Annotated in this window: 20 protein-coding genes; 14 read left to right on the top strand and 6 right to left on the bottom strand. The window is 73.5% G+C overall.

Features of this window, described 5'->3' with window-relative positions; translation table 11 throughout:
- Positions 1–13: 13 nt before the first annotated feature.
- Positions 14–1,063, bottom strand: a complete 1,050-nt coding sequence (gene sepH, locus ACF1ED_RS17045) for a septation protein SepH (protein ID WP_391761132.1) — start codon at positions 1,061–1,063, stop codon at positions 14–16.
- A gap of 410 nt (positions 1,064–1,473) precedes the next feature.
- On the opposite strand from sepH, the gene ACF1ED_RS17040 reads away from it, so the two are divergent.
- Positions 1,474–2,463: a hypothetical protein gene (locus ACF1ED_RS17040; RefSeq protein ID WP_391761130.1), complete on the top strand. Its 990-nt coding sequence runs from the start codon at positions 1,474–1,476 to the stop codon at positions 2,461–2,463.
- Between the two features lie 7 nt (positions 2,464–2,470).
- Here ACF1ED_RS17040 and ACF1ED_RS17035 read toward each other — a convergent pair whose 3' ends face one another.
- Both ACF1ED_RS17035 and ACF1ED_RS17030 read right to left on the bottom strand, forming a co-directional pair.
- Positions 2,471–3,814 (bottom strand): D-arabinono-1,4-lactone oxidase, encoded by a 1,344-nt coding sequence (locus tag ACF1ED_RS17035; RefSeq protein WP_391761128.1) that lies wholly within the window; start codon positions 3,812–3,814, stop codon positions 2,471–2,473.
- The gene (locus ACF1ED_RS17030) at positions 3,750–5,015 is read right to left on the bottom strand and encodes an MFS transporter (protein ID WP_391761126.1); all 1,266 of its coding nucleotides are present in this window, start codon (positions 5,013–5,015) and stop codon (positions 3,750–3,752) included. The genes ACF1ED_RS17035 and ACF1ED_RS17030 overlap by 65 nt, the downstream gene beginning before the upstream one ends.
- 157 nt (positions 5,016–5,172) lie before the next feature.
- On the opposite strand from ACF1ED_RS17030, the gene ACF1ED_RS17025 reads away from it, so the two are divergent.
- Both ACF1ED_RS17025 and ACF1ED_RS17020 read left to right on the top strand, forming a co-directional pair.
- Entirely contained in the window at positions 5,173–6,300 is a 1,128-nt protein-coding gene (locus tag ACF1ED_RS17025) for a ferrochelatase (RefSeq protein ID WP_391761124.1), read from the top strand.
- An 11-nt stretch (positions 6,301–6,311) separates the two neighbouring features.
- A complete protein-coding gene (locus ACF1ED_RS17020; RefSeq protein WP_391761122.1) occupies positions 6,312–7,121 on the top strand; it encodes an inositol monophosphatase family protein in 810 nt (269 codons plus the stop codon).
- An 82-nt stretch (positions 7,122–7,203) separates the two neighbouring features.
- Here the strand turns inward: ACF1ED_RS17020 and ACF1ED_RS17015 are convergent, their stop codons facing one another.
- Positions 7,204–7,386: a hypothetical protein gene (locus tag ACF1ED_RS17015; RefSeq protein ID WP_043230249.1), complete on the bottom strand. Its 183-nt coding sequence runs from the start codon at positions 7,384–7,386 to the stop codon at positions 7,204–7,206.
- A gap of 449 nt (positions 7,387–7,835) precedes the next feature.
- Here ACF1ED_RS17015 and ACF1ED_RS17010 point away from each other — a divergent pair, with 449 nt between their 5' ends.
- The 4 genes from ACF1ED_RS17010 (at position 7,836) to ACF1ED_RS16995 (ending at position 11,503) form a co-directional block, all read left to right on the top strand.
- Positions 7,836–8,489, top strand: coding sequence for a response regulator transcription factor (locus tag ACF1ED_RS17010; protein ID WP_030496297.1), 654 nt, complete (start codon positions 7,836–7,838; stop codon positions 8,487–8,489).
- A 4-nt stretch (positions 8,490–8,493) separates the two neighbouring features.
- Positions 8,494–9,732 (top strand): sensor histidine kinase, encoded by a 1,239-nt coding sequence (locus tag ACF1ED_RS17005; RefSeq protein WP_391761119.1) that lies wholly within the window; start codon positions 8,494–8,496, stop codon positions 9,730–9,732.
- Between the two features lie 396 nt (positions 9,733–10,128).
- Positions 10,129–10,425 carry a DUF4193 domain-containing protein gene (locus ACF1ED_RS17000; RefSeq protein WP_003955561.1) on the top strand — a complete coding sequence of 99 codons (297 nt, stop codon included), beginning with the start codon at positions 10,129–10,131 and terminating at the stop codon, positions 10,423–10,425.
- 13 nt (positions 10,426–10,438) lie between these two features.
- A complete protein-coding gene (locus ACF1ED_RS16995) occupies positions 10,439–11,503 on the top strand; it encodes a hypothetical protein (protein WP_391761117.1) in 1,065 nt (354 codons plus the stop codon).
- Between the two features lie 54 nt (positions 11,504–11,557).
- Here the strand turns inward: ACF1ED_RS16995 and ACF1ED_RS16990 are convergent, their stop codons facing one another.
- Positions 11,558–12,085, bottom strand: a complete 528-nt coding sequence (locus ACF1ED_RS16990; RefSeq protein ID WP_391761115.1) for a DUF3093 domain-containing protein — start codon at positions 12,083–12,085, stop codon at positions 11,558–11,560.
- A gap of 58 nt (positions 12,086–12,143) precedes the next feature.
- Between ACF1ED_RS16990 and ACF1ED_RS16985 the strand changes: the two genes are divergently transcribed.
- The 4 genes from ACF1ED_RS16985 (at position 12,144) to ACF1ED_RS16970 (ending at position 15,282) form a co-directional block, all read left to right on the top strand.
- Positions 12,144–12,728 (top strand): PaaI family thioesterase, encoded by a 585-nt coding sequence (locus ACF1ED_RS16985; protein ID WP_391761113.1) that lies wholly within the window; start codon positions 12,144–12,146, stop codon positions 12,726–12,728.
- Positions 12,728–13,240 (top strand): dUTP diphosphatase, encoded by a 513-nt coding sequence (dut, locus tag ACF1ED_RS16980; RefSeq protein ID WP_043230240.1) that lies wholly within the window; start codon positions 12,728–12,730, stop codon positions 13,238–13,240. Before ACF1ED_RS16985 ends, dut begins: the two co-directional genes overlap by 1 nt.
- Before the next feature lies 1 nt (position 13,241).
- Positions 13,242–14,009: a DUF3710 domain-containing protein gene (locus ACF1ED_RS16975; RefSeq protein WP_391761110.1), complete on the top strand. Its 768-nt coding sequence runs from the start codon at positions 13,242–13,244 to the stop codon at positions 14,007–14,009.
- 604 nt (positions 14,010–14,613) lie between these two features.
- Entirely contained in the window at positions 14,614–15,282 is a 669-nt protein-coding gene (locus ACF1ED_RS16970; RefSeq protein WP_391761337.1) for an ABC transporter ATP-binding protein, read from the top strand.
- Between the two features lie 26 nt (positions 15,283–15,308).
- Here ACF1ED_RS16970 and ACF1ED_RS16965 read toward each other — a convergent pair whose 3' ends face one another.
- Positions 15,309–15,710 (bottom strand): YciI family protein, encoded by a 402-nt coding sequence (locus ACF1ED_RS16965; protein WP_391761108.1) that lies wholly within the window; start codon positions 15,708–15,710, stop codon positions 15,309–15,311.
- A 189-nt stretch (positions 15,711–15,899) separates the two neighbouring features.
- Here ACF1ED_RS16965 and ACF1ED_RS16960 point away from each other — a divergent pair, with 189 nt between their 5' ends.
- The 3 genes from ACF1ED_RS16960 to ACF1ED_RS16950 all read left to right on the top strand — a co-directional run bounded on the left by ACF1ED_RS16960 (position 15,900) and on the right by ACF1ED_RS16950 (position 19,706).
- The gene (locus ACF1ED_RS16960) at positions 15,900–18,446 is read left to right on the top strand and encodes an ATP-binding protein (protein WP_391761106.1); all 2,547 of its coding nucleotides are present in this window, start codon (positions 15,900–15,902) and stop codon (positions 18,444–18,446) included.
- A gap of 129 nt (positions 18,447–18,575) precedes the next feature.
- The gene (locus tag ACF1ED_RS16955) at positions 18,576–19,262 is read left to right on the top strand and encodes a response regulator (RefSeq protein ID WP_391761104.1); all 687 of its coding nucleotides are present in this window, start codon (positions 18,576–18,578) and stop codon (positions 19,260–19,262) included.
- 45 nt (positions 19,263–19,307) lie between these two features.
- Positions 19,308–19,706: an OB-fold nucleic acid binding domain-containing protein gene (locus tag ACF1ED_RS16950; protein WP_078868359.1), complete on the top strand. Its 399-nt coding sequence runs from the start codon at positions 19,308–19,310 to the stop codon at positions 19,704–19,706.
- The last annotated feature ends 3 nt before the right edge of the window (positions 19,707–19,709 follow it).

The following is a 19,709-nucleotide window of genomic DNA, read 5'->3' as shown; positions in this document are numbered from 1 at the left end:
TTCCGTACGGGGACTACTCCTGCTTCTTCCGGCGCGTCCCGAAGACGATCTCGTCCCAGCTGGGGACCGCCGCGCGGCGGCCCGGGCGGACGCCGTCGGCCTCCGCCTGCCGGTCGGTGGCGCCGTGCAGCCGGTCGCGGTGGCCGGAGACGGCGCGGGGCATGAGGACGTCGGCGTAGGCCGCGCCCGCCCCGGCGGAGGCGGCGGGAGCCGGCGGCTCCTCCGCCTCGGCCTCGTCGGACGGCTCGGTGTCGGGCTGCTCGGGGACGACCAGGTCGCCGCGGAAGCTCGGCACCGCCTCCAGGAGGCTGGTGAGCGAGTCCCGCTCCTCCTCCGGCTCCGCCGAGGCCGTCAGCGGGGTCCGGTCGAGCTGCCGGTCCAGGGCGCGGTCGAGCGGCCGGTCCAGGGTGCGGTCCAGCGGCCGGTCCCGGGGGAGCCGGGCGATGCGCGGCACGAAGGGGAAGCTGGGCTCCGGCGCGGCGGCGAGGGTGTCGTCGGTCTCGCCGATCAGCGCCCGCGCCTCGTCGTCCACGGCCTGGACGAGCCGGCGCGGCGGGTCGTAGGTCCAGCTGGCGGTGTGCACCTCGCCGGCGACCCGGTAGACGAGCAGCACCTCCCAGGTGCCGTCGTCGCGCCGCCAGGAGTCCCACTGCACGGTGTCCTTGTCGGCGCCGCGCAGCAGCAGTCGCTCCTGCACCGCCTCGCCGAGCTGGGGGCCGCTGTTCTCGCCGGGCCGGCGCACGGGGGTCTTGCGGGCGCGCTCGGCCATGAAGGCGCGCTCGGCGAGCACGGGGCCCTCGAAGCGGCGGACGCGGTCGACGGGGATGCCGGCGAGCTGGGCGACCTCCTCCGCGGAGGCACCGGCTCGTATCCGCGCCTGGATGTCGCGGGGGCGGAGGTGGCTCTCGACCTCGATCTCGATCTGGCCGAGGCGCGCGCGGTCGTTGCGCACGGCGGCCCGCAGCCGCTCGTCGATCGGAAGTGTGTACTCCGTGCTGTCGGCAGCCTTGAGCACCAGTCGTGTGCCGTCGTTGGAGACGGCCACGACACGCAGTTCGGGCATGGGGACCTCCCGGGTGGTGCCTGCCGACGTCACGTGCGTCGCTGCTTCCGCTAGTCGAGTGTGGCCTGCCCGGGTGCAGCCTGCCACTACCTTGCCGAGTTGCCCGGCGTGTCGGGCGTGGACCCTGGTCCGCCGTTATGGCACGGTTACCTGTTCACTACCCATAGTGACTGGGTGTCACACTGTGTAGCGGCTCTGTTTCCGGGCGCCCTGAAGGCGTTCGGACCCAGGGTTCGTCAATGTACTCCATTCGGGCCACTCGGGTGGACCGGCGCGCCGCCCAACTTCTCGGGGTGCGCGGGAGTTGGGCCCCCCTCCTCAATCCTCTCGCGTGGCACTCTTCACAGAACCCCCTGAACCGGAACTATTCGCTTCGCTCAGGTGTCCCTTCTGGGTGCACGGTGGAACAGATGAGCAAGCAGAGGGTGGAGATGCGCCACAGGCAGCCGACCGACACGGACGAGCCGGAGATACGGACGCCGGACCCCGGGAGCGGGTCTCCGGAGCCCGGGGCCGAGGCGAAGCGGAAGATCGACCTGAGCGTGCCTCAGGTCGCCGGCAGCGCCCTCGCCGCCGTCATCGCCGCCAAACTCGCCTCCACCCTCGGCGTCTACGGGACGATCCTGGGCGCCGGCGTGATCAGCGTCGTCGCGACCTGCGGCGGCCCGCTCTTCCAGCAGCTCTTCAAGCGCACCGGCGAGCAGGTGCGGGACGTGACCGTCGCGGCCAAGCCGAGGGCGCGTCAGGTCCCCGTGGCACCCCCGGCGGGCGACCGCCACACCCTGATGCTCGGCACCGTCCCCGGGACCGCCGGACCGTTCCCGTACGACGAGGAGTTCGGCGACGCCACCACCCACGGCACCCGGCTGCGCGGCTGGAGGCGCCCGGTGCTCGCCGCCGCGCTCGTCTTCGGCGTCACCATGGGCGGCATCACCACCTACGAGCTGGTCTCCGGCGAGGACTTCAGCGGCACCAAGGGCACCACCACCTTCGGCTCCGTGGTCCGCGGCGGCGGCGACACCGGCCGGCAGGACGCCCCCGGGCAGCAGGAGGAGGGGCAGGACCCGCGGGCCCCCGCGCCGACCGGCACCCCCGACGGGGACGCGCCGGGGGAGACCGGACAGGAGACCGGCACGGACGCCGGCACCCCGTCCACCGGCGCCACTCCCGGCTCCGGGGGCACGACGCCCTCCGGCGACCCCACGACCGCGCCGGCCCCGGACCCGACCGGCTCCGCCGACGGCGGCACGGACCCCACGCGGGAGCCCGTGGCGCCCCCGACGGACGCGACGGATCCGACGGCCCCGGAGACGCCGCCCGCGCCCGCCGGGACCCCCACCGCCGACCCGGCCCCCGGGGACGCCCCCGCGGCCACCCCGTCCGGCGGCGCGGCGGAGTGAGCCCCCGTCAGTCGCCCAGGACCCGGCGCAGGTAGTCGTTGGCGAAGAGCCGGTCCGGGTCCAGCCGGTCGCGCAGGGCCGTGAACTCGGCGAAGCGCGGATACGCCTCCGCCAGGTGGGCGGCGTCCCGGGTGTGGACCTTGCCCCAGTGCGGCCGGCCCCCGTGGGCGGTCATGATGCGCTCCACCGCGGTGAAGTACCCGCGGTGGGGCGTCCCCCTGTACAGGTGCACGGCGACGTAGGCCGTCTCCCGGCCGGAGGCCGTGGAGAGCGCGATGTCGTCGGCGGGCGCGGTGCGCACCTCCACGGGGAAGCTCACCTTCAGCGGCGAGCCCTCCACCATCGCCTTCAGCTCCCGCAGCGCCGCCGTCGCGGCCTCCCGCGGCAGCGCGTACTCCATCTCCAGGAAGCGGACCCGGCGCGGCGAGGTGAAGACCTTGTACGGGATGTCGGTGTACGTGCGGGCGGAGAGCGCGCGGCTGGAGATCCGGGCGATCGCCGGGATGACCGGCGGCACCGCGCGGCCGAGCGAGCAGGCCGCCTGGAACACCCCGTTGGAGAGGAACTCGTCCTCGAACCAGCCGCCGAGGCGCGGCAGCGGGGCGGCGGGGCCGACGCTGCGGTTGTTGCGCTTGGTGTTGCAGTTGTCCGTGTGCGGGAACCAGTAGAACTCGAAGTGCTCGTTCTCCGCGTGCAGCTGGTCGAACTCGGCGATCACCCGGTCGAAGCGCATCGGCTCCTCCCGCGCGGTGAGCAGGAAGACCGGCTCCACCGCGAAGGTGATCGCGGTGACCACGCCGAGCGCGCCCAGGCCGATCCGGGCCGCCGCGAAGACCTCCGGGTTCTCCTTCTCCGAGCAGGTCATCAGCGTCCCGTCGGCCGTGACCAGCTCCAGGGCTCGGATCTGGGCCGCTATGGAGGCGGAGTCGCGGCCGGTGCCGTGGGTGCCGGTCGAGGTGGCCCCGGCGACGGTCTGCTCCATGATGTCGCCCATGTTCGTGAGCGACAGGCCCTCCCGGGCCAGCGCCACGTTGAGCCGCTTCAGCGGGGTGCCCGACTCCACGGTCACCGTCATCGCCCCGCGGTCGATCCGCCGGATCCCGGTGAGCAGGTCGGGGCGGATCAGCACGCCGTCGGTGGCCGCGATCGAGGTGAAGGAGTGGCCGGTGCCGACCGTCTTCACCCGCAGCCCGTCCCTGCCGGCCCGGCGGAGTTCGGCGGCCAGCTCCTCGGCCGAGGCGGGGCTCACCTCCCGCACCGGACGGGAGGTGACGTTCCCCGCCCAGTTACGCCACGGGCTGCCCGTCCCGGCGCTCCCCGGCCCCGTCGGTCCCGCTGTCCTCGTGCTCATCTCGCCCCTCCCGGTTCGGCACCGGCCTGCGCAGCCGGCGGTGGCCGAGGAGGGCCACCACGACCGCGAGCGCGCCCGAGACGACGGGCACCACGTACGCCGCCTCCGCCCCCGAGGCGTCGACCACCCAGCCGGCGGCCGAGGAGCCCAGCGCCACGCCGACCGCGAGGCCGGTGCCCGTCCAGGTCATGCCCTCGGTCAGCTGGGTGTGCGGTACGTGCTTCTCGACGAGGGCCATGGTGGTCACCATCGTCGGCGCGATGGAGAGGCCCGCGACAAAGAGCGCCACGGCCAGCAACGGCAGGTTCCCGGCCAGTAGGAGGGGGATCATACTCACGGCCATCGCACAGACGCCCAGCAGCCACCGGCGGGACGGATCGCCCTTGAGGTGCAGCAGTCCGAAGACCGCGCCGGCCAGGCAGGAGCCCAGCGCGTAGACCGCGAGGACCAGGCTGGCGGCGGCCTTCTGGCCCCGCTCCTCGGCGAAGGCCACGGTCACCACGTCCACCGAGCCGAAGATCGCGCCGGTCGCCACGAAGGCCAGGGCGAGGACCTGGAGGCCGGGGGAGCGGAGCGCCGAACCGGCCTTGGCGGCGGACCGCGGGTGCGGCTCCGGCTCGGTGTCCCGCTGGGCGGTCAGCCAGAAGACGCCGATCGCGAGGAAGACGCCCGCCAGCAGCGGACCGGCCTCCGGGAACCAGGTGGTCGACAGGCCGATCGAGATGATCGGGCCGAAGATGAAGCACACCTCGTCGACGATCGACTCCCACGAGTACGCGGTGTGCAGCGAGCGCGCGTCGCCCCGGTAGATGCCCGCCCAGCGGGCCCGGGTCATCGCCCCGACGCTCGGCACGACGCCGATCACGGCCGTGAACGCGAAGAGCGTCCAGTCCGGCGCCCCCTGCTGCACGCAGAGCAGCAGGCCGGCGGCGGCGACCATGGAGATCAGGGTGACCGGGCGGAGCACCCGGCGCTGGCCGTACCGGTCGACCATCCGCGAGACCTGCGGGCCGAGCACGGCGGCGGACATCGCGAGCGTCGCCGAGAGGGCGCCGGCCAGCCCGTACCGGCCGGTGACCTGGGAGATCATCGTGACGATGCCGATGCCCATCATGGACAGCGGCATCCGGCCCAGGAAGCCGGCGACGGAGAACGAGGCGGTACCGGGCGCCGCGAAGATCGCGCGGTAGGGACTGGGCAAGGGGTTCTCCGGCTCTGCGACGCGGGTGCCGGCCGACGTCGCGGTCAACACGTGTAATTTACGGCTAAAGCCTAAGGGTTCGAAGCGCCGGGGTCATCCCCGAATTCCCGACGGGCCGCGCCCCGGCAGGCCGGAGCCGGGTGGCAGGATCGGTGCCATGTCCGATCAGCACGATCCCGCCCCGTACGACGCCCTGCTGCTGCTCTCCTTCGGCGGCCCCGAGGGCCCGGACGACGTCGTCCCGTTCCTGGAGAACGTGACGCGCGGCCGAGGCATCCCCAAGGAGCGCCTCAAGGAGGTGGGGCAGCACTACTTCCTCTTCGGCGGCGTCAGCCCGATCAACGGCCAGAACCGCGCGCTGCTCGACGCGCTGCGGGCCGACTTCGAGGCGGCCGGCCTGCGTCTGCCGGTCTACTGGGGCAACCGGAACTGGGCGCCCTACCTCACCGACACCCTGCGCGAGATGGTCCGCGACGGACGCCGCCACATCGCCGTCCTCACCACCAGCGCCTACGCCTCCTACTCGGGCTGCCGCCAGTACCGCGAGAACCTGGCCGACGCGCTCGCCGCCCTGGAGGCCGAGGGCCTGCCGCTGCCCCGGGTCGACAAGCTCCGCCACTACTTCAACCACCCCGGCTTCGTGGAGCCCGTGGTCGAGGGCGTCCTCGCCTCGCTCGCCGAGCTCGACGAACCCCTCCGGGCCGGCGCCCACCTCGCCTTCACCACCCACTCCATCCCGGACTCCGCCGCCGACTCCTCGGGCCCCCTCGCCGACCACGGCGACGGCGGCGCCTACGTGCGCCAGCACCTCGACACCGCCCGGACCGTCGCCGACGCGGTGCGCGAGCGGACCGGCACCGACCACCCCTGGAAGCTCGTCTACCAGTCCCGCAGCGGCGCCCCGCACATCCCGTGGCTGGAACCGGACATCTGCGACCACCTGGAGGAGCTGCACGCCGCCGGGGCCCCCGCCGCCGTCATGGTGCCGATCGGTTTCGTCTCCGACCACATGGAGGTCCTGTACGACCTCGACACCGAGGCCACCGCCAAGGCCGCCGAGCTCGGCCTCCCCGTCCGCCGCTCCGCCACCGTCGGCGCCGACCCCCGCTTCGCCGCCGCCGTCCGCGAGCTGCTCCTGGAACGGGCCGCCGCCGAGCGCGGCACGCGCCCGGAGCGGTGCGCGCTGGGCGCCCTCGGCCCCTCCCATGACCTCTGCCCGATCGGCTGCTGCCCGGCCCGCACCGAACGCCCCGCCGCCGCCGGCGCCGACAGCCCCTACGCCTGAGGAGCCACGCCGTGACCCCCGCCCCCGCACCCCTGCTCGACGAACTGCTCGCCCTGGCCCTGGAGGCCGCGCGCCGGGCCGGCGCCCTGCTGCGCGACGGCCGGCCCGACGACCTGGCCGTCGCCGCCACCAAGACCAGCGCCATCGACGTCGTCACCGAGATGGACATCGCCGCCGAGAAGCTGATCACCGGCTTCCTCTCCGAGCACCGCCCTCAGGACGGCCTCCTCGGGGAGGAGGGCGCGGCCTCCCCCGGCACCAGCGGCGTCCGCTGGGTCATCGACCCCCTCGACGGCACCGTGAACTACCTCTACGGCCTGCCGTCCTGGGCGGTCTCCATCGCCGCCGAACTGGACGGCGAGACCGTCGTCGGCGTCGTCGAGGCCCCGCTGCGCGGTGAGACCTGCCACGCCGTCCTCGGCCGCGGCGCGTACCTGGGCGAGCGCCGGCTCGCGGTCCGCACCGCGCCCCCCTTCGACCAGGCCCTGCTCGGCACCGGCTTCGGCTACGTCCAGGAGCGCCGTGCCCGCCAGGCCGAGGTCGTCCGCGAGGTCCTGCCGCTGGTCCGCGACATCCGGCGCGGCGGCTCGGCCGCCATCGACCTCTGCGACGTGGCGGCCGGCCGGCTCGACGCGTACTACGAGCGCGGGCTCAACCCCTGGGACCACGCCGCGGGGGCCCTGATCGCCCGCGAGGCGGGCGCGCGCACCGGCGGGCGTCCCGGAGAGCCCGAGTCCGGCGAACTGGCCGTAGCGGCCCCCGAGGGGCTTTTCGAACCCCTCCAGGACCTGCTCGACCGGCTGGGCGCCTGGCACGACTGAGACCGGCCCCCGACACGGCGGTGCCCCGGAACCGGGACGGTTCCGGGGCACCGCCGCGGCACTCCCGGGGGAGTGCCGCCGCTCAGGCGCTCTGCGCGCAGACCGTCGCGACCTCCACGCCGTGCTCCGCGGCCAGTCGGTGCAGGTCCTCCAGCTCGGCCTGCTCGACCTCCGCGAGGTACTCGTCGCCGGTCTCGCGGGCCCGCGTGAGGTCCGACTGCGTGGTCCTGATGCGGTGCAGCAGTCCTGCGGTGAACGCGTCCATGCGCCCCTCCTCGTGGGTCCGGCGGCACGGGGGTGTGCCGAGGATGGATGGATCACGCTCTGTGTCGCTCCCGGGGGACGGAAGAGCCGTGGGCGTGCCACAGACAGGGCGTGATCGCGGGGTGTGGAAACCTCCTCCCCAACCCTCCTCGCACGGAAACCTCAACTGACTCCCGAATCAGGTGAATTCTTCGTGCCGCCTTCCGGGCGGGCTCCCACGCGGCTTCCCCCCGGCTTCCGCGCGGGCTTCCACACGGCCTTTCGCGTGACCTTCCGCGTGGCCTTCCGCGCCGCCCCGCCGGAGGCCGCGGGACGCTCCGGAGGAAGCCCGCGCACCGCCGTCTTACAGCCGGTTTACGCGCGTACGGGGCAGGATGGACACGCACAGTCAGTGCTCAGAATCGCCCACCGGTCCACCCGGACCGGAGCCCCGAGGGAAGGAAGAACGACGTGCGCGTACTCGTCGTCGAGGACGAGCAGCTGCTCGCCGATGCGGTGGCCACCGGACTGCGCCGGGAGGCCATGGCCGTCGACGTCGTGTACGACGGCGCCGCCGCCCTGGAGCGCGTCGGGGTCAACGACTACGACGTCGTCGTCCTCGACCGCGACCTCCCCCTGGTCCACGGCGACGACGTCTGCCGCAAGATCGTCGAGCTCGGGATGCCCACCCGCATCCTGATGCTCACCGCCTCCGGCGACGTCAGCGACCGGGTCGAGGGCCTGGAGCTGGGCGCCGACGACTACCTCCCCAAGCCCTTCGCCTTCACCGAGCTCACCGCGCGCGTGCGCGCCCTCGGCCGCCGCACCTCCGTGCCGCTGCCGCCCGTCCTGGAGCGCGCCGGGATCAAGCTCGACCCCAACCGCCGCGAGGTCTTCCGGGACGGCCGGGAGGTCCAGCTGGCCCCCAAGGAGTTCGCCGTCCTGGAGGTGCTGATGCGCTCCGAAGGCGCCGTCGTCTCGGCGGAACAGCTCCTGGAGAAGGCCTGGGACGAGAACACCGACCCGTTCACCAACGTCGTCCGGGTCACCGTCATGACCCTGCGCCGCAAGCTGGGCGAGCCGCCCGTCATCGTCACCGTCCCCGGCTCCGGCTACCGGATCTGACCCGGTGGCCGCGACCCCGGCGCCGCACCCGCAGGCGCCACCGAAGCCCACCTGGGACCCCCGGGACCCGGTCAGGCCGCTGCTCCGGCCGACCATCCGGATACGGCTCACGCTGCTCTACGGCGGCATGTTCCTGATCGCCGGCATCCTGCTGCTGTCGATCATCTACCTCTTCACCGCGCAGGCCCTCGGCGACAGCGCGGCCCAGCTGCCGTTCCGGATCGTCAGGGGCGAGATCCAGCCCACCACCTCGTGGTGCGTGCTGCCCGACAAGGGCACCGGCGAGCAGTTCAACGAAGCCGTCTCCGTCTGCCTGCACCAGCAGTCGGACCGGGCGCTGGAGGACCTCCTGCGCCGCTCGCTCTTCGCCCTGCTCGGGCTGAGCATCATCGCCTTCGCCTTCGGCTACGCCATGGCCGGCCGGGTGCTCTCGCCGCTCGGCCGGATCACCCGGACCGCCCGCCAGGTGGCCGGCTCCGACCTCGCCCGCCGGATCGAGCTGGACGGCCCGGACGACGAGCTGAAGGAGCTGGCGGACACCTTCGACGAGATGCTGGAACGGCTGGAGCGCGCCTTCACCGCCCAGCAGCGCTTCGTCGCCAACGCCTCGCACGAGCTGCGCACCCCGCTGGCGATCAACCGCACGCTCCTGGAGGTCCACCTCTCCGACCCCGGGGCGCCGGTGGAGCTCCAGCAGCTCGGCAAGACGCTGCTGGCCACCAACGAGCGCAGCGAGCAGCTGGTCGAGGGCCTGCTGCTGCTCGCCCGCAGCGACAACCAGATCGTCGAGCGCAAACCCGTCGACCTCGCCGAGGTCGCCGAGCGGGCCGTCGACCAGGTGCACGGCGAGGCCGCGACGAAGGGCGTGGAGATCCGCGGCGAGCGCTCCCCGGTCGTCGTCCAGGGCAACGGCGTGCTGCTGGAGCGGATCGCCCTGAACCTGCTCCAGAACGCCGTGCGGTACAACGTCCCGGACGGGGGCTGGGTCGAGGTCGCCACCGAGGTCCAGCGAGGCCAGGCGGTGCTCACGGTGTCCAACACGGGCCCCGTGGTCCCCGCGTACGAGATCGACAACCTCTTCGAGCCGTTCCGCAGACTCCGCCAGGAGCGCACCGGCAGCGACAAGGGCGTCGGCCTCGGCCTGTCGATCGCGCGCTCGGTGGCCCGGGCGCACGGCGGACGCATCAGCGCGGAGCCCCGTGAGGGCGGCGGTCTGGTGATGCGTGTCACTCTGCCGATCTGACAGACTGCAGGGACGAAGCCCGATCTGTTCGCTTTGAGCGGAATTCCGGGACTCCCGCCCTGAGACGGCCGTGTGTGATCGATCACAAGCGTGTGTACCCGAAGGATCGCGCTCCGTGACCGGGAATTCCGGGGGAAAACCCGGAAAAGTCCGGGTTTCCCGGGCGTGGACCGGCGGAAAGTACACGGGGTGGCGCTCCACACGAACGCCCCGAGGACCGTGTACGGTCCGCTTCGCCACTCGTACCCGATCACTCGCGAAGTGCCCGGGACGGGTGTCGATTGAGTAACAGACCTTGATGTGAGGCAAAATCTGCGCCTCAGGTCGGGCACAAGTCCGACCTCTCACGCGTTACGTGCGCTGAGACACCGCAACCACCCAGAGGGGGAGAGCGACATGGCAACGGATTACGACACCCCACGCAAGACCGACGACGACGTCGACTCGGACAGCCTCGAGGAGCTCAAGGCTCGTCGGAACGACAAGTCGACCTCGACCGTCGACGTCGATGAGTTCGAGGCCGCCGAGGGCCTGGAACTCCCGGGCGCCGATCTCTCGAACGAAGAGCTCGCCGTCCGGGTCCTGCCCAAGCAGGCCGACGAGTTCACCTGCATGAGCTGCTTCCTCGTGCACCACCGCAGCCAGCTGGCGCGCGAGAAGAACGGCCAGCCGATCTGCCGCGACTGCGACTGAGTCAGGCGCGGCCGTGGCAGGCGACACACCGTCCCGGAAGCGGCGTCTGAGGCTTCCCGTGAAGCCCCGGACGTACAAGGGCGGCACAGGCCCGACGGAGGGTGCCCAGGAGGCTCCCGACGCCGAGCAGGCCGCCCCCCTGCCCTCCCTCGGCGTGGCGGACGACGAGCGAGGCCCCACGGCCTCGCTCGAAGCTGCCGTCGTCCCGGGGCGGGGCGAGGCACCGCTCCCCGCGGAGCGGGACCCCGAAGGCTCCTCGGACCCCGAGGCGCCCGAGGGCCGTGACGACGGCCGTCACGGCAGGCTGGACGCCGTCAGGCGGCTGGCCAACCCGGCCCGCGCGCAGCTCGACCGCATCAGGATCGACGCCTCGCGCATCGACGCCGTCCGCCGCAGCGTGGAAGGCGTCAAGCAGGGCGTGAAGCGGAGCGGCGACGGAGCCAAGGCGGGCATCGGCTATCTCGCCGACCGCCTGATCGACCTGGCCCCGCGCGTCCCCGTCCGCGACCTCGCGACCCTGCGCAAACAGTTCCCCGGGCTCGGCCCCGAGGAGCTGGCCGACAAGCTGGTCTTCGGCGCGGCCAACGCGAGCTCGACCGTCGGCGCGGGCATCGGCGCCGCCGCCATGCTCCCCGTCCCGCCGGCCATGCCGGCCGAACTGGCCGCGGAGATCACCGGCGTCGCCGCGATCGAGCTCAAGCTCATCGCCGAACTCCACGAGGTCTACGGCCTGCGGCCGCCCGGCACCCTGCCCCAGCGCTCGGCCGCCTACCTGACCTCCTGGGCCGAGGAGCGGGGCATCGACCCCACCAAGCCCACGACGGTCAACGCGGCCCTCGGCGGGCAGCTCAAGCGCGAACTGCGCCAGCAGATCATGAAGCGCATGGTGCGCAACCTGCCGAACCTCACCCCGTTCATGGTGGGCGCGGCCGTCGGCGCGGTCATGAACCGGCGCGACACCAAGAAGCTCGCCGGACACATCCGCAAGGACCTCAGAGCCCGCCAGGTCCCCTGGGACAGGCTCGTGGAGCTCCCCCCGCTGGAGCAGCCTGAGAACCCCAAGGAGCTCGGCTTCTAGACCGCCCCGGGCCGCCGGAGCGGCTCCGGGACGGACCTCGCGGCCCCCGGGGGCTCAGCCCTCGCCCCGTACCGCCTCCACGGCGGCAGCCAGGCCCTCCGGGTCACGGCTCGACAGGTACAGGTACGGCGTCGGGTCCGCCGGGTCCGTGACCACGATCCGCACCGCCCGCGGCACGTAGCTGCGCATCAGCATGAAGGCGCGCGGATCCGCCTTGTGCATGCGCCAGGCGCGCGCCTCCTCCTCGTCCAGTACCTCGACCGCGCCGAGCGCCGACACCGGCACCCGGGCGTCGCCCGCCACCAGCGAACCGGCCACCACGCGGATCCGGGCCGAGCCGTACGAGGACACCGCCACACCGGCCGCCACTCCCGCCACGATCAGACCGCCCAGCATCGGCACCGTCCCCAGCGGGAGGGTGACCAGCCCGCCGGAGACCGCCAGCAGTCCGACGATCAACCACCACGAACCGGGCACGGTCAGCCGCTCGTCGAAACCCGGCGCAGCCGGGGACGCGGAGGGCGACGCGGACGACCCGGGGGCGGGGACTCCGGAGGGCGAGGACGGTGCGGAAGGCTGCATGCGTCCAAGCTTGGCACGGCGAGACCCGCGCCCGGCCGCGCGGGTAAGGTCTGCGCCTGTGACTGCAACATCTGCCGCCCTCACCCCCCCGGCCGACGCCGTGGCGCCCACCCGCCACCCCGACGCGCCCGCCCCCGGCGAGCCGCTCGGCTCGCACTACGGCCACTGCTTCGGGTGCGGCGACGGACAGCCCCACGGGCTCCACCTGGACGCCCGCGCGGGCGACGGCGTGACCGTCACCGCCGAGTTCACCGTGACCGCCGACCACCAGGGCGCCCCCGGCCTCGCCCACGGAGGCGTCCTCGCCACCGCGCTCGACGAGACCCTCGGCTCCCTGAACTGGCTGCTCCGCGTCATCGCCGTGACCGGCCGCCTGGAGACCGACTTCCGCCGGCCCGTACCGGTCGGCACCGTCCTCCACCTCCAGGCCGAGGTCACCGCGGTCCACGGCCGCAAGATCTACTCGACCGCCACCGGCCGCATCGGCGGCCCCGACGGCCCCGTCGCCGTCCGTGCCGACGCCATGTTCGTCGAGGTCAAGGTCGAGCACTTCATCGACAACGGCAGGCCGGAGGAGATCCAGGCCGCCATGTCCGATCCCGACCAGGTCCGGCGCGCCCGCGCCTTCGAGGTGAACCCCTGATGCGCCCTCCCGTCGACGTGCTGATCCGCCGGGTGGACCCGGACGTGCCGATCCCGGCCTACGGCCACCCCGGCGACGCCGGCGCCGACCTCGTCACCACCGAGGCCGCCGTGCTGGCCCCCGGCGAGCGCGCCGTGCTGCCCACCGGGGTCTCGATCGCCCTCCCCGACGGCTACGCCGCCTTCGTCCACCCCCGCTCGGGACTGGCCGCCCGCTGCGGAGTCGCGCTCGTGAATGCCCCGGGGACGGTGGATGCCGGGTACCGTGGAGAGATCAAGGTGATCGTGGTCAATCTCGACCCGCGCGAGAGCGTCCGGTTCGAACGGTTCGACCGGATTGCCCAACTGGTCGTCCAGCAGGTCGAGAAGGTGCGCTTCCACGAGGTGGCGGAGCTTCCCGGCTCGGCGCGGGCCGAAGGGGGCTTCGGGTCCACCGGCGGTCATGCCGCCGTGGACGGCACGACGGGTGGGAATCGATACGCTTCGGTCGTATCCGACCGGGAAGGACAGTGACGTGTTCGGACGTCGCAAGAAGAGCGGTGCCGCCGACACGGCGGGCGAGGCCGAGCAGGTCGTCGACGCCGTGGACGGCGAGGACGCCGCGGACGCGGCCGACCGGCCGCGCAAGGTGAACCTTCCGCCGGCGCCCAGGCCCGACGGGCCCTGGGACATCTCCGAGGTCGCCAAGCCCGAAGAGGGCCGCGTCGACCTCGGCGGCCTCTACGTGCCCGGTGTCGAGGGCATGGAACTCCGCGTGGAGGTGGCCGGGGACGCGATCGTCGCCGCGACCATCGTGCTGCGCGACAGCGCCGTGCAGCTCCAGGCGTTCGCGGCGCCCAAGAAGGAGGGCATCTGGGGCGAGGTCCGCGAGGAGATCGCCACCGGCATCGTCCAGCAGGGCGGCGCCATCGACGAGGTCGAGGGCCCCCTCGGCTGGGAGCTGCGCGCGCAGGTCCCCGTCCAGCTGCCCGACGGCAACCGCGGCGTGCAGATCGTGCGCTTCGTCGGCGTCGACGGCCCGCGCTGGTTCCTGCGCGGTGTCATCTCCGGCCAGGGCGCGGTCCAGCCCGAGGCGGCCGGTCTGCTGGAGCAGATCGTCCGGGACACCGTGGTCGCCCGCGGCGAGGGCCCGATGGCCCCGCGCGACCCGATCGTCCTCAAGCTGCCGAACGACGCGCAGATGGTGCCGGACGGCGTCCAGCAGGAGGAGCAGGCCGGGTCCCGCTTCTCCGGCGGCATGGGCCAGCTCCAGCGCGGCCCGGAGATCTCCGAGATCCGCTGACGCACCGGGCAACCCTTCGGGACACCCGGCCCGGTGGGCCGCCGTCCGTACGCACGACGTACGGACGGCGGCCCACCGGCCTTTTCCCACGGGCGCGAGGCGGTCCCGCCGGTCTTTTCCGCAGGGGCGAGGTGGTTCCACCGGCCTTTTTCCGCAGGGACGAAGTGGTCCCGTCGGTCTTTTCCGCCGGTGCGAGGTGATCCCACCGGTCTTCTGCCGCGGACGCGCGGCGAGACCCACCGGTCTTCTTCCGCCGGCGCGCGGCGAGACCCCGCCGGCCTTCTCTGCGGGCGCGCGGTGGCCGGCGGCCGGAAGGCCCGTACGCGGCCCCGAGCGGGCCCCTACGGGCTCCACCCGTCCGGAGACCGGCTCCACCCGTCCGGAGACCGGCTCCACACCCGTCCGGAGACCGGGTCCACACCCGTCCGGAGACCGGGGCCGCCCGTCCGAAGATCGGGGTCTCCTCCGGGGGCCGGACTCTGGTCTCGGCGGCGGCGGCCGACCATACTGGCCAGCGCACGTGTTCGAGGAGGGGGAGCGCAGGGTGAGCGAGAACAGCACGCAGTCCGTGACGGCCGTCGTCGAGGACCCCGCCGGGGGCCCGATGATCCGGGTGGAGGACCTGCGCCGGTCCTTCGGCGAGGGCGAGGCCGCCGTCCACGCCCTCAAGGGCGTCTCCTTCGACATCCCGCGCGGCGAGCTGGTCGCCCTCAAGGGCCGCTCCGGCTCCGGCAAGACCACCCTGCTCAACCTCGTCGGAGGCCTCGACAGCGCCGACGGCGGCAGGATCGTCATCGACGGCACCGACCTCTCCACGCTCGGCGAGGAGGGCCTCCTGGAGCTGCGCCGGGACCGGATCGGCTTCATCTTCCAGTCCTTCGGACTGCTGCCCATCCTCTCCGCCGCCGAGAACGTCGGCGTCCCGCTGCGGCTGCGCAAGGCGGACCCCGACGAGCGCGAGGAGCGGGTCGCCCTGCTCCTCGCCCTCGTCGGCCTCGCCGACCACGCCGCCCAGCGCCCCGGAGAGCTCTCCGGCGGCCAGCAGCAGCGCGTCGCCATCGCCCGCGCCCTCGCCAACAAGCCGGCCCTGCTCATCGCCGACGAGCCGACCGGCCAGCTCGACGCCGAGACCGGCCTCGCCGTGATGGAGCTGCTCCGGGCCGTGGTCCGCAGCGAGGGCTGCACCGCCCTCGTCGCCACCCACGACCACCAGCTCCTCGGCCTGGCCGACCGGGTCCTCGAACTGCGCGACGGCGAGATGATCGAGGCCTGAGCCGGTCCCAGGCCGGGCCGCCGGGCTCAGACCTCCGGCGGGCCCGCGGGGATCCCGCGGACCTCGATCGGCATGTTCAGCGGCACCCCGCGCGGGCCGGGCGCCGCCGACACCTCGGCGGCGATCTCCAGGGCCCGCTCCTCGGACCCGACCTCCACGATCCACCAGCCGGCCAGGAACTCCTTGGTCTCCGCGAAGGGGCCGTCGGTCACCACCGGCGGCGCGCCGTCCGCACCCGCCCGGACGATCCGCGCCGTCTCCGGCGCCGCCAGCCCCTCCGCCCGGTCGAGCTCACCCGACGCCGTCAGCTTCCCGTTCGTGGTGATCATGAAGTCGACGTGGGCCCGGACGTCCTCCGGCGCCCACTCGGCGATCGAGGGGACGTCAAGGGTCCGCGGGCCGGACTGCATCAGCAGCATGTACTTCATGGAGTGCTCCTCGTGCGTGTCGCGACGGGCCCCGCGGCCCGCCGTCACCCATGGGTCGGAGCCGGATCCGCGTTCTCGACACGGCGCCGCCCCCTGACGCGGAGATCGCGCATCAGAATCACGTCAATACCGCACCGGGGTGTTCCTCCGGGTGCGGAATGTCCGATCGGCCGGACGTATGGTCGGTCCATGGGACGTGGCAAGCTTCGGATCTACCTCGGCGCGGCACCCGGCGTCGGCAAGACCTACGCCATGCTCGCCGAGGCCCACCGCAGGGTCGAGCGCGGCACCGACTGCGCCGTCGGCTTCGTCGAGCACCACGGCCGGCCGCGCACCGAGGTCCTGCTGCACGGCCTGGAGCAGCTGCCCCGCCGCGAGCTGGAGTACCGCGGCGGCGTCTTCACCGAGATGGACGTCGACGCCGTCCTCGCCCGCCGTCCCGCCGTCGCCCTCGTCGACGAACTCGCCCACACCAACGTCCCCGGCTCCCGCAACCCCAAGCGCTGGCAGGACGTGGCCGAACTCCTCGCCGCCGGCATCGACGTCGTCTCGACCGTCAACATCCAGCACCTCGAATCGCTCGGCGACGTCGTCGAGGCGATCACCGGCGTCCGGCAGCGCGAGACCGTCCCCGACGAGATCGTCCGGCGGGCCGACCAGATCGAACTGGTCGACATGTCGCCCGAGGCGCTCCGCCGCCGCATGGCCCACGGCAACGTCTACACCCCCGACAAGGTCGACGCGGCCCTCTCCAACTACTTCCGCCCCGGCAACCTCACCGCCCTGCGCGAGCTGGCCCTGCTGTGGACCGCCGACCGGGTCGACGAGTACCTCCGCCAGTACCGCGGCGAGCACAACATCCGCTCCACCTGGCAGGCCCGCGAGCGGATCGTCGTCGGTCTCACCGGCGGCCCCGAGGGCCGGACCCTGATACGGCGCGCCACCCGGCTCGCCGAGAAGGGCGCCGGCGGCGAGGTCCTGGCCGTCTACATCTCCCGCAGCGACGGCCTCACCTCGGCCTCGCCCAAGGAGCTGGCGGTCCAGCGGACCCTCGTCGAGGACCTCGGCGGCACCTTCCACCACGTCGTCGGCGACGACATACCGGACGCCCTCCTGGACTTCGCCCGGGGCGTGAACGCCACCCAGATCGTCCTCGGCTCCAGCCGCCGCCGCTCCTGGCAGTACGTCCTCGGCCCCGGCGTCGGCCAGACCGTCGCCCGCGAATCGGGCCCCGACCTCGACGTCCACATCGTCACCCACGGCGAGGTCGCCAAGGGCCGCGGCCTCCCGGTCGCCCGCGGCGCCCGGCTCGGCCGCTCGCGGCTCATCGGCGGCTGGCTCGTCGGCGTCGCCGCCCCGATCGGGCTCGCCCTGGTCCTCACCCACACCGACGCGGACCTCGGGCTCGCCAACGACATGCTGCTCTTCCTGGCGCTCACCGTCGGCTCGGCGCTGCTCGGCGGCTTCCTGCCGGCGGTCGCCTCGGCCGCCGTCGGCTCGCTGCTGCTCAACTGGTTCTTCACCCCGCCGATCCACCGGATCACCATCGCCGACCCGATGAACATCGTGGCCATCGCGGTCTTCTTCGGCGTCGCCATGGCCGTCGCCTCCGTCGTCGACCTCGCCGCCCGCCGCACCCACCAGGCCGCCCGGCTGCGCGCCGAGTCCGAGGTGCTCTCCTACCTCGCGGGCAGCGTGCTGCGCGGCGAGACCAGCCTCGACGCCCTCCTGGAACGGGTCCGGGAGACCTTCTCCATGGAGTCCGCCGCCCTGCTGGAGCGGGCGGACGGCGGCGAGCCCTGGACCCGGGCCGCCGCCGTCGGCCCCCATCCGGCGGCGCGTCCCGAGGACGCCGACGTGGACATGCCCGTCGGCGACCACCTGGCCCTCGCCCTGAGCGGACGGGTGCTGCCCGCCGAGGACCGCCGGGTGCTCGGCGCCTTCGCCGCTCAGGCCGCCGTCGTCCTCGACCGGCAGCGCCTCGTCGGCGAGGCCGAGGAGGCCCGCAAGCTCGCCGAGGGCAACAAGATCCGCACCTCCCTCCTGGCCGCCGTCAGCCACGACCTGCGCACCCCGCTCGCCGGCATCAAGGCCTCCGTCTCCTCGCTCCGCTCCGACGACGTCGAATGGTCCGAGGAGGACCGCGCCGAACTCCTGGCGGGCATCGAGGCGGGCGCCGACCGCCTCGACCACCTCGTCGGCAACCTCCTCGACATGTCCCGCCTCCAGACCGGCACGGTCACCCCGCTCATCCGCGCCGTCGACCTCGACGAGGTCGTCCCCATGGCCCTCGGCGGAGTGCCGGACGGCAGCGCCGAGGCCGACGTCCCCGAGACCCTGCCCATGGTCGAGGTCGACAAGGGCCTCCTGGAACGGGCCGTCGCCAACATCGTCGAGAACGCCGTCAAGTACAGTCCCGACGGCGTGCCCGTCGCCGTCGGCGCCAGCGCCCTGGGCGACCGCGTCGAGCTCCGGGTGGTGGACCGTGGCCCCGGCGTCCCCGAGGACTCCAAGGACGGCATCTTCGAGCCGTTCCAGCGCTTCGGCGACGCCCCGCGCGGCTCCGGCGTCGGCCTCGGCCTCGCGGTCGCCCGCGGCTTCGTGGAGGCCATGGGCGGCACCATCAGCGCCGAGGACACCCCGGGCGGCGGGCTCACCATGGTCCTCACCCTGCGCGCCGCCGCCGGAGGCCCCCCGGCGCCCCCGGCCGACCTGCCGGCCCACGCGGTGACCTGACCCGAGCCCGGCCCCCGCGCCGGGGCCCGCACCCCGTTCCGTACGGCGGCGCCCGCCCCCGCGCCCGGGGCCCGCACCCGTACCAGCACCCCGCACCCGTCCCCGTACAGCAGAAGGAAGGCCCCCGACATGACCCGGGTCCTCGTGGTCGACGACGAGCCGCAGATCGTCCGCGCCCTGGTGATCAACCTCAAGGCGCGGAAGTACGAGGTCGACTCCGCCCCCGACGGCGCCACCGCCCTCAGGCTCGCCGCCGAGCGCCACCCCGACGTCGTCGTCCTCGACCTCGGCCTGCCGGACCTCGACGGCGTCGACGTCATCAAGGGGCTGCGCGGCTGGACCCGGATCCCGATCATCGTCCTCTCCGCCCGGCACACCTCCGACGAGAAGGTCGAGGCGCTCGACGCCGGCGCCGACGACTACGTCACCAAGCCCTTCGGCATGGACGAGCTCCTCGCCCGGCTGCGCGCCGCCGTCCGCCGCGCCGAGCCCGTCGGCGGCGCCGAGGACGGGGCCGTCGTGGTCGAGACCGAGGACTTCACCGTCGACCTCGCCGCCAAGAAGGTGCACCGCGACGGACGGGACGTCAGGCTCACCCCCACCGAGTGGCACCTCCTGGAGGTCCTGGTCCGCAACGGCGGCCGCCTGGTCAGCCAGAAGCAGCTCCTCCAGGAGGTCTGGGGACCCTCCTACGGCACCGAGACCAACTACCTGCGGGTGTACATGGCGCAGCTGCGCCGCAAGCTGGAGGCCGACCCCTCGCACCCCCGCCACTTCGTCACCGAGCCGGGGATGGGCTACCGCTTCGAACGTTGAGACGAGCCTCCTCCCGCGTCCGCCGCGGCCGGTACGCTTTTGGGTATGAGTGCTGCACCCCGTACCGACAAGCCGGCAGGCCGGTTCCGCCGGATGCTCGACCGGCTCTCCTCCTCGCCGGAGGACCTGGAGTCGGAGGAGCTCCAGGAGGACACGGCGGCCTCGGGCTGCACGCGGATCTCCGACTGTTCCGACCGCCAGATCGTCAAGGTGACTGGTACCTTGCGCACGGTCACGCTGCGCCCCCGGGCCGGTGTCCCCGCCCTGGAGGCCGAGCTGTTCGACGGCACCGCGCCGCTGGACGTCGTCTGGCTGGGCCGGCGCTCCATCGTGGGCATCGAGCCGGGCCGCAAGCTGATCGCCTCCGGCCGGATCTCCATGAGCCACGGCCGGCGGGTCCTCTTCAACCCCAAATACGAGCTCCGACCGCTCGGACAGGAGTAGCCG

Source organism: Streptomyces sp. NPDC014656, assembly GCF_043084305.1.
In the GTDB taxonomy this organism is placed as follows: Bacteria; Actinomycetota; Actinomycetes; order Streptomycetales; family Streptomycetaceae; genus Streptomyces.
Note: the sequence above shows the minus strand (reverse complement) of the source record. Positions and strands in the feature narration are given on the sequence as shown.

Coding starts and splice junctions, on each gene's coding strand:
- ACF1ED_RS16965 (WP_391761108.1), bottom strand. CDS start 15,710: ATGAAGTACATGCTGCTGATGCAGTCCGGCCCGCGGACCCTTGACGTC.
- sepH (WP_391761132.1), bottom strand. CDS start 1,063: ATGCCCGAACTGCGTGTCGTGGCCGTCTCCAACGACGGCACACGACTG.
- ACF1ED_RS16990 (WP_391761115.1), bottom strand. CDS start 12,085: ATGCAGCCTTCCGCACCGTCCTCGCCCTCCGGAGTCCCCGCCCCCGGG.
- ACF1ED_RS17000 (WP_003955561.1), top strand. CDS start 10,129: ATGGCAACGGATTACGACACCCCACGCAAGACCGACGACGACGTCGAC.
- ACF1ED_RS16970 (WP_391761337.1), top strand. CDS start 14,614: ATGATCCGGGTGGAGGACCTGCGCCGGTCCTTCGGCGAGGGCGAGGCC.
- ACF1ED_RS17035 (WP_391761128.1), bottom strand. CDS start 3,814: ATGAGCACGAGGACAGCGGGACCGACGGGGCCGGGGAGCGCCGGGACG.
- ACF1ED_RS16955 (WP_391761104.1), top strand. CDS start 18,576: ATGACCCGGGTCCTCGTGGTCGACGACGAGCCGCAGATCGTCCGCGCC.
- ACF1ED_RS17015 (WP_043230249.1), bottom strand. CDS start 7,386: ATGGACGCGTTCACCGCAGGACTGCTGCACCGCATCAGGACCACGCAG.
- ACF1ED_RS17025 (WP_391761124.1), top strand. CDS start 5,173: ATGTCCGATCAGCACGATCCCGCCCCGTACGACGCCCTGCTGCTGCTC.
- ACF1ED_RS16950 (WP_078868359.1), top strand. CDS start 19,308: ATGAGTGCTGCACCCCGTACCGACAAGCCGGCAGGCCGGTTCCGCCGG.
- dut (WP_043230240.1), top strand. CDS start 12,728: ATGCGCCCTCCCGTCGACGTGCTGATCCGCCGGGTGGACCCGGACGTG.
- ACF1ED_RS17040 (WP_391761130.1), top strand. CDS start 1,474: ATGAGCAAGCAGAGGGTGGAGATGCGCCACAGGCAGCCGACCGACACG.
- ACF1ED_RS16960 (WP_391761106.1), top strand. CDS start 15,900: ATGGGACGTGGCAAGCTTCGGATCTACCTCGGCGCGGCACCCGGCGTC.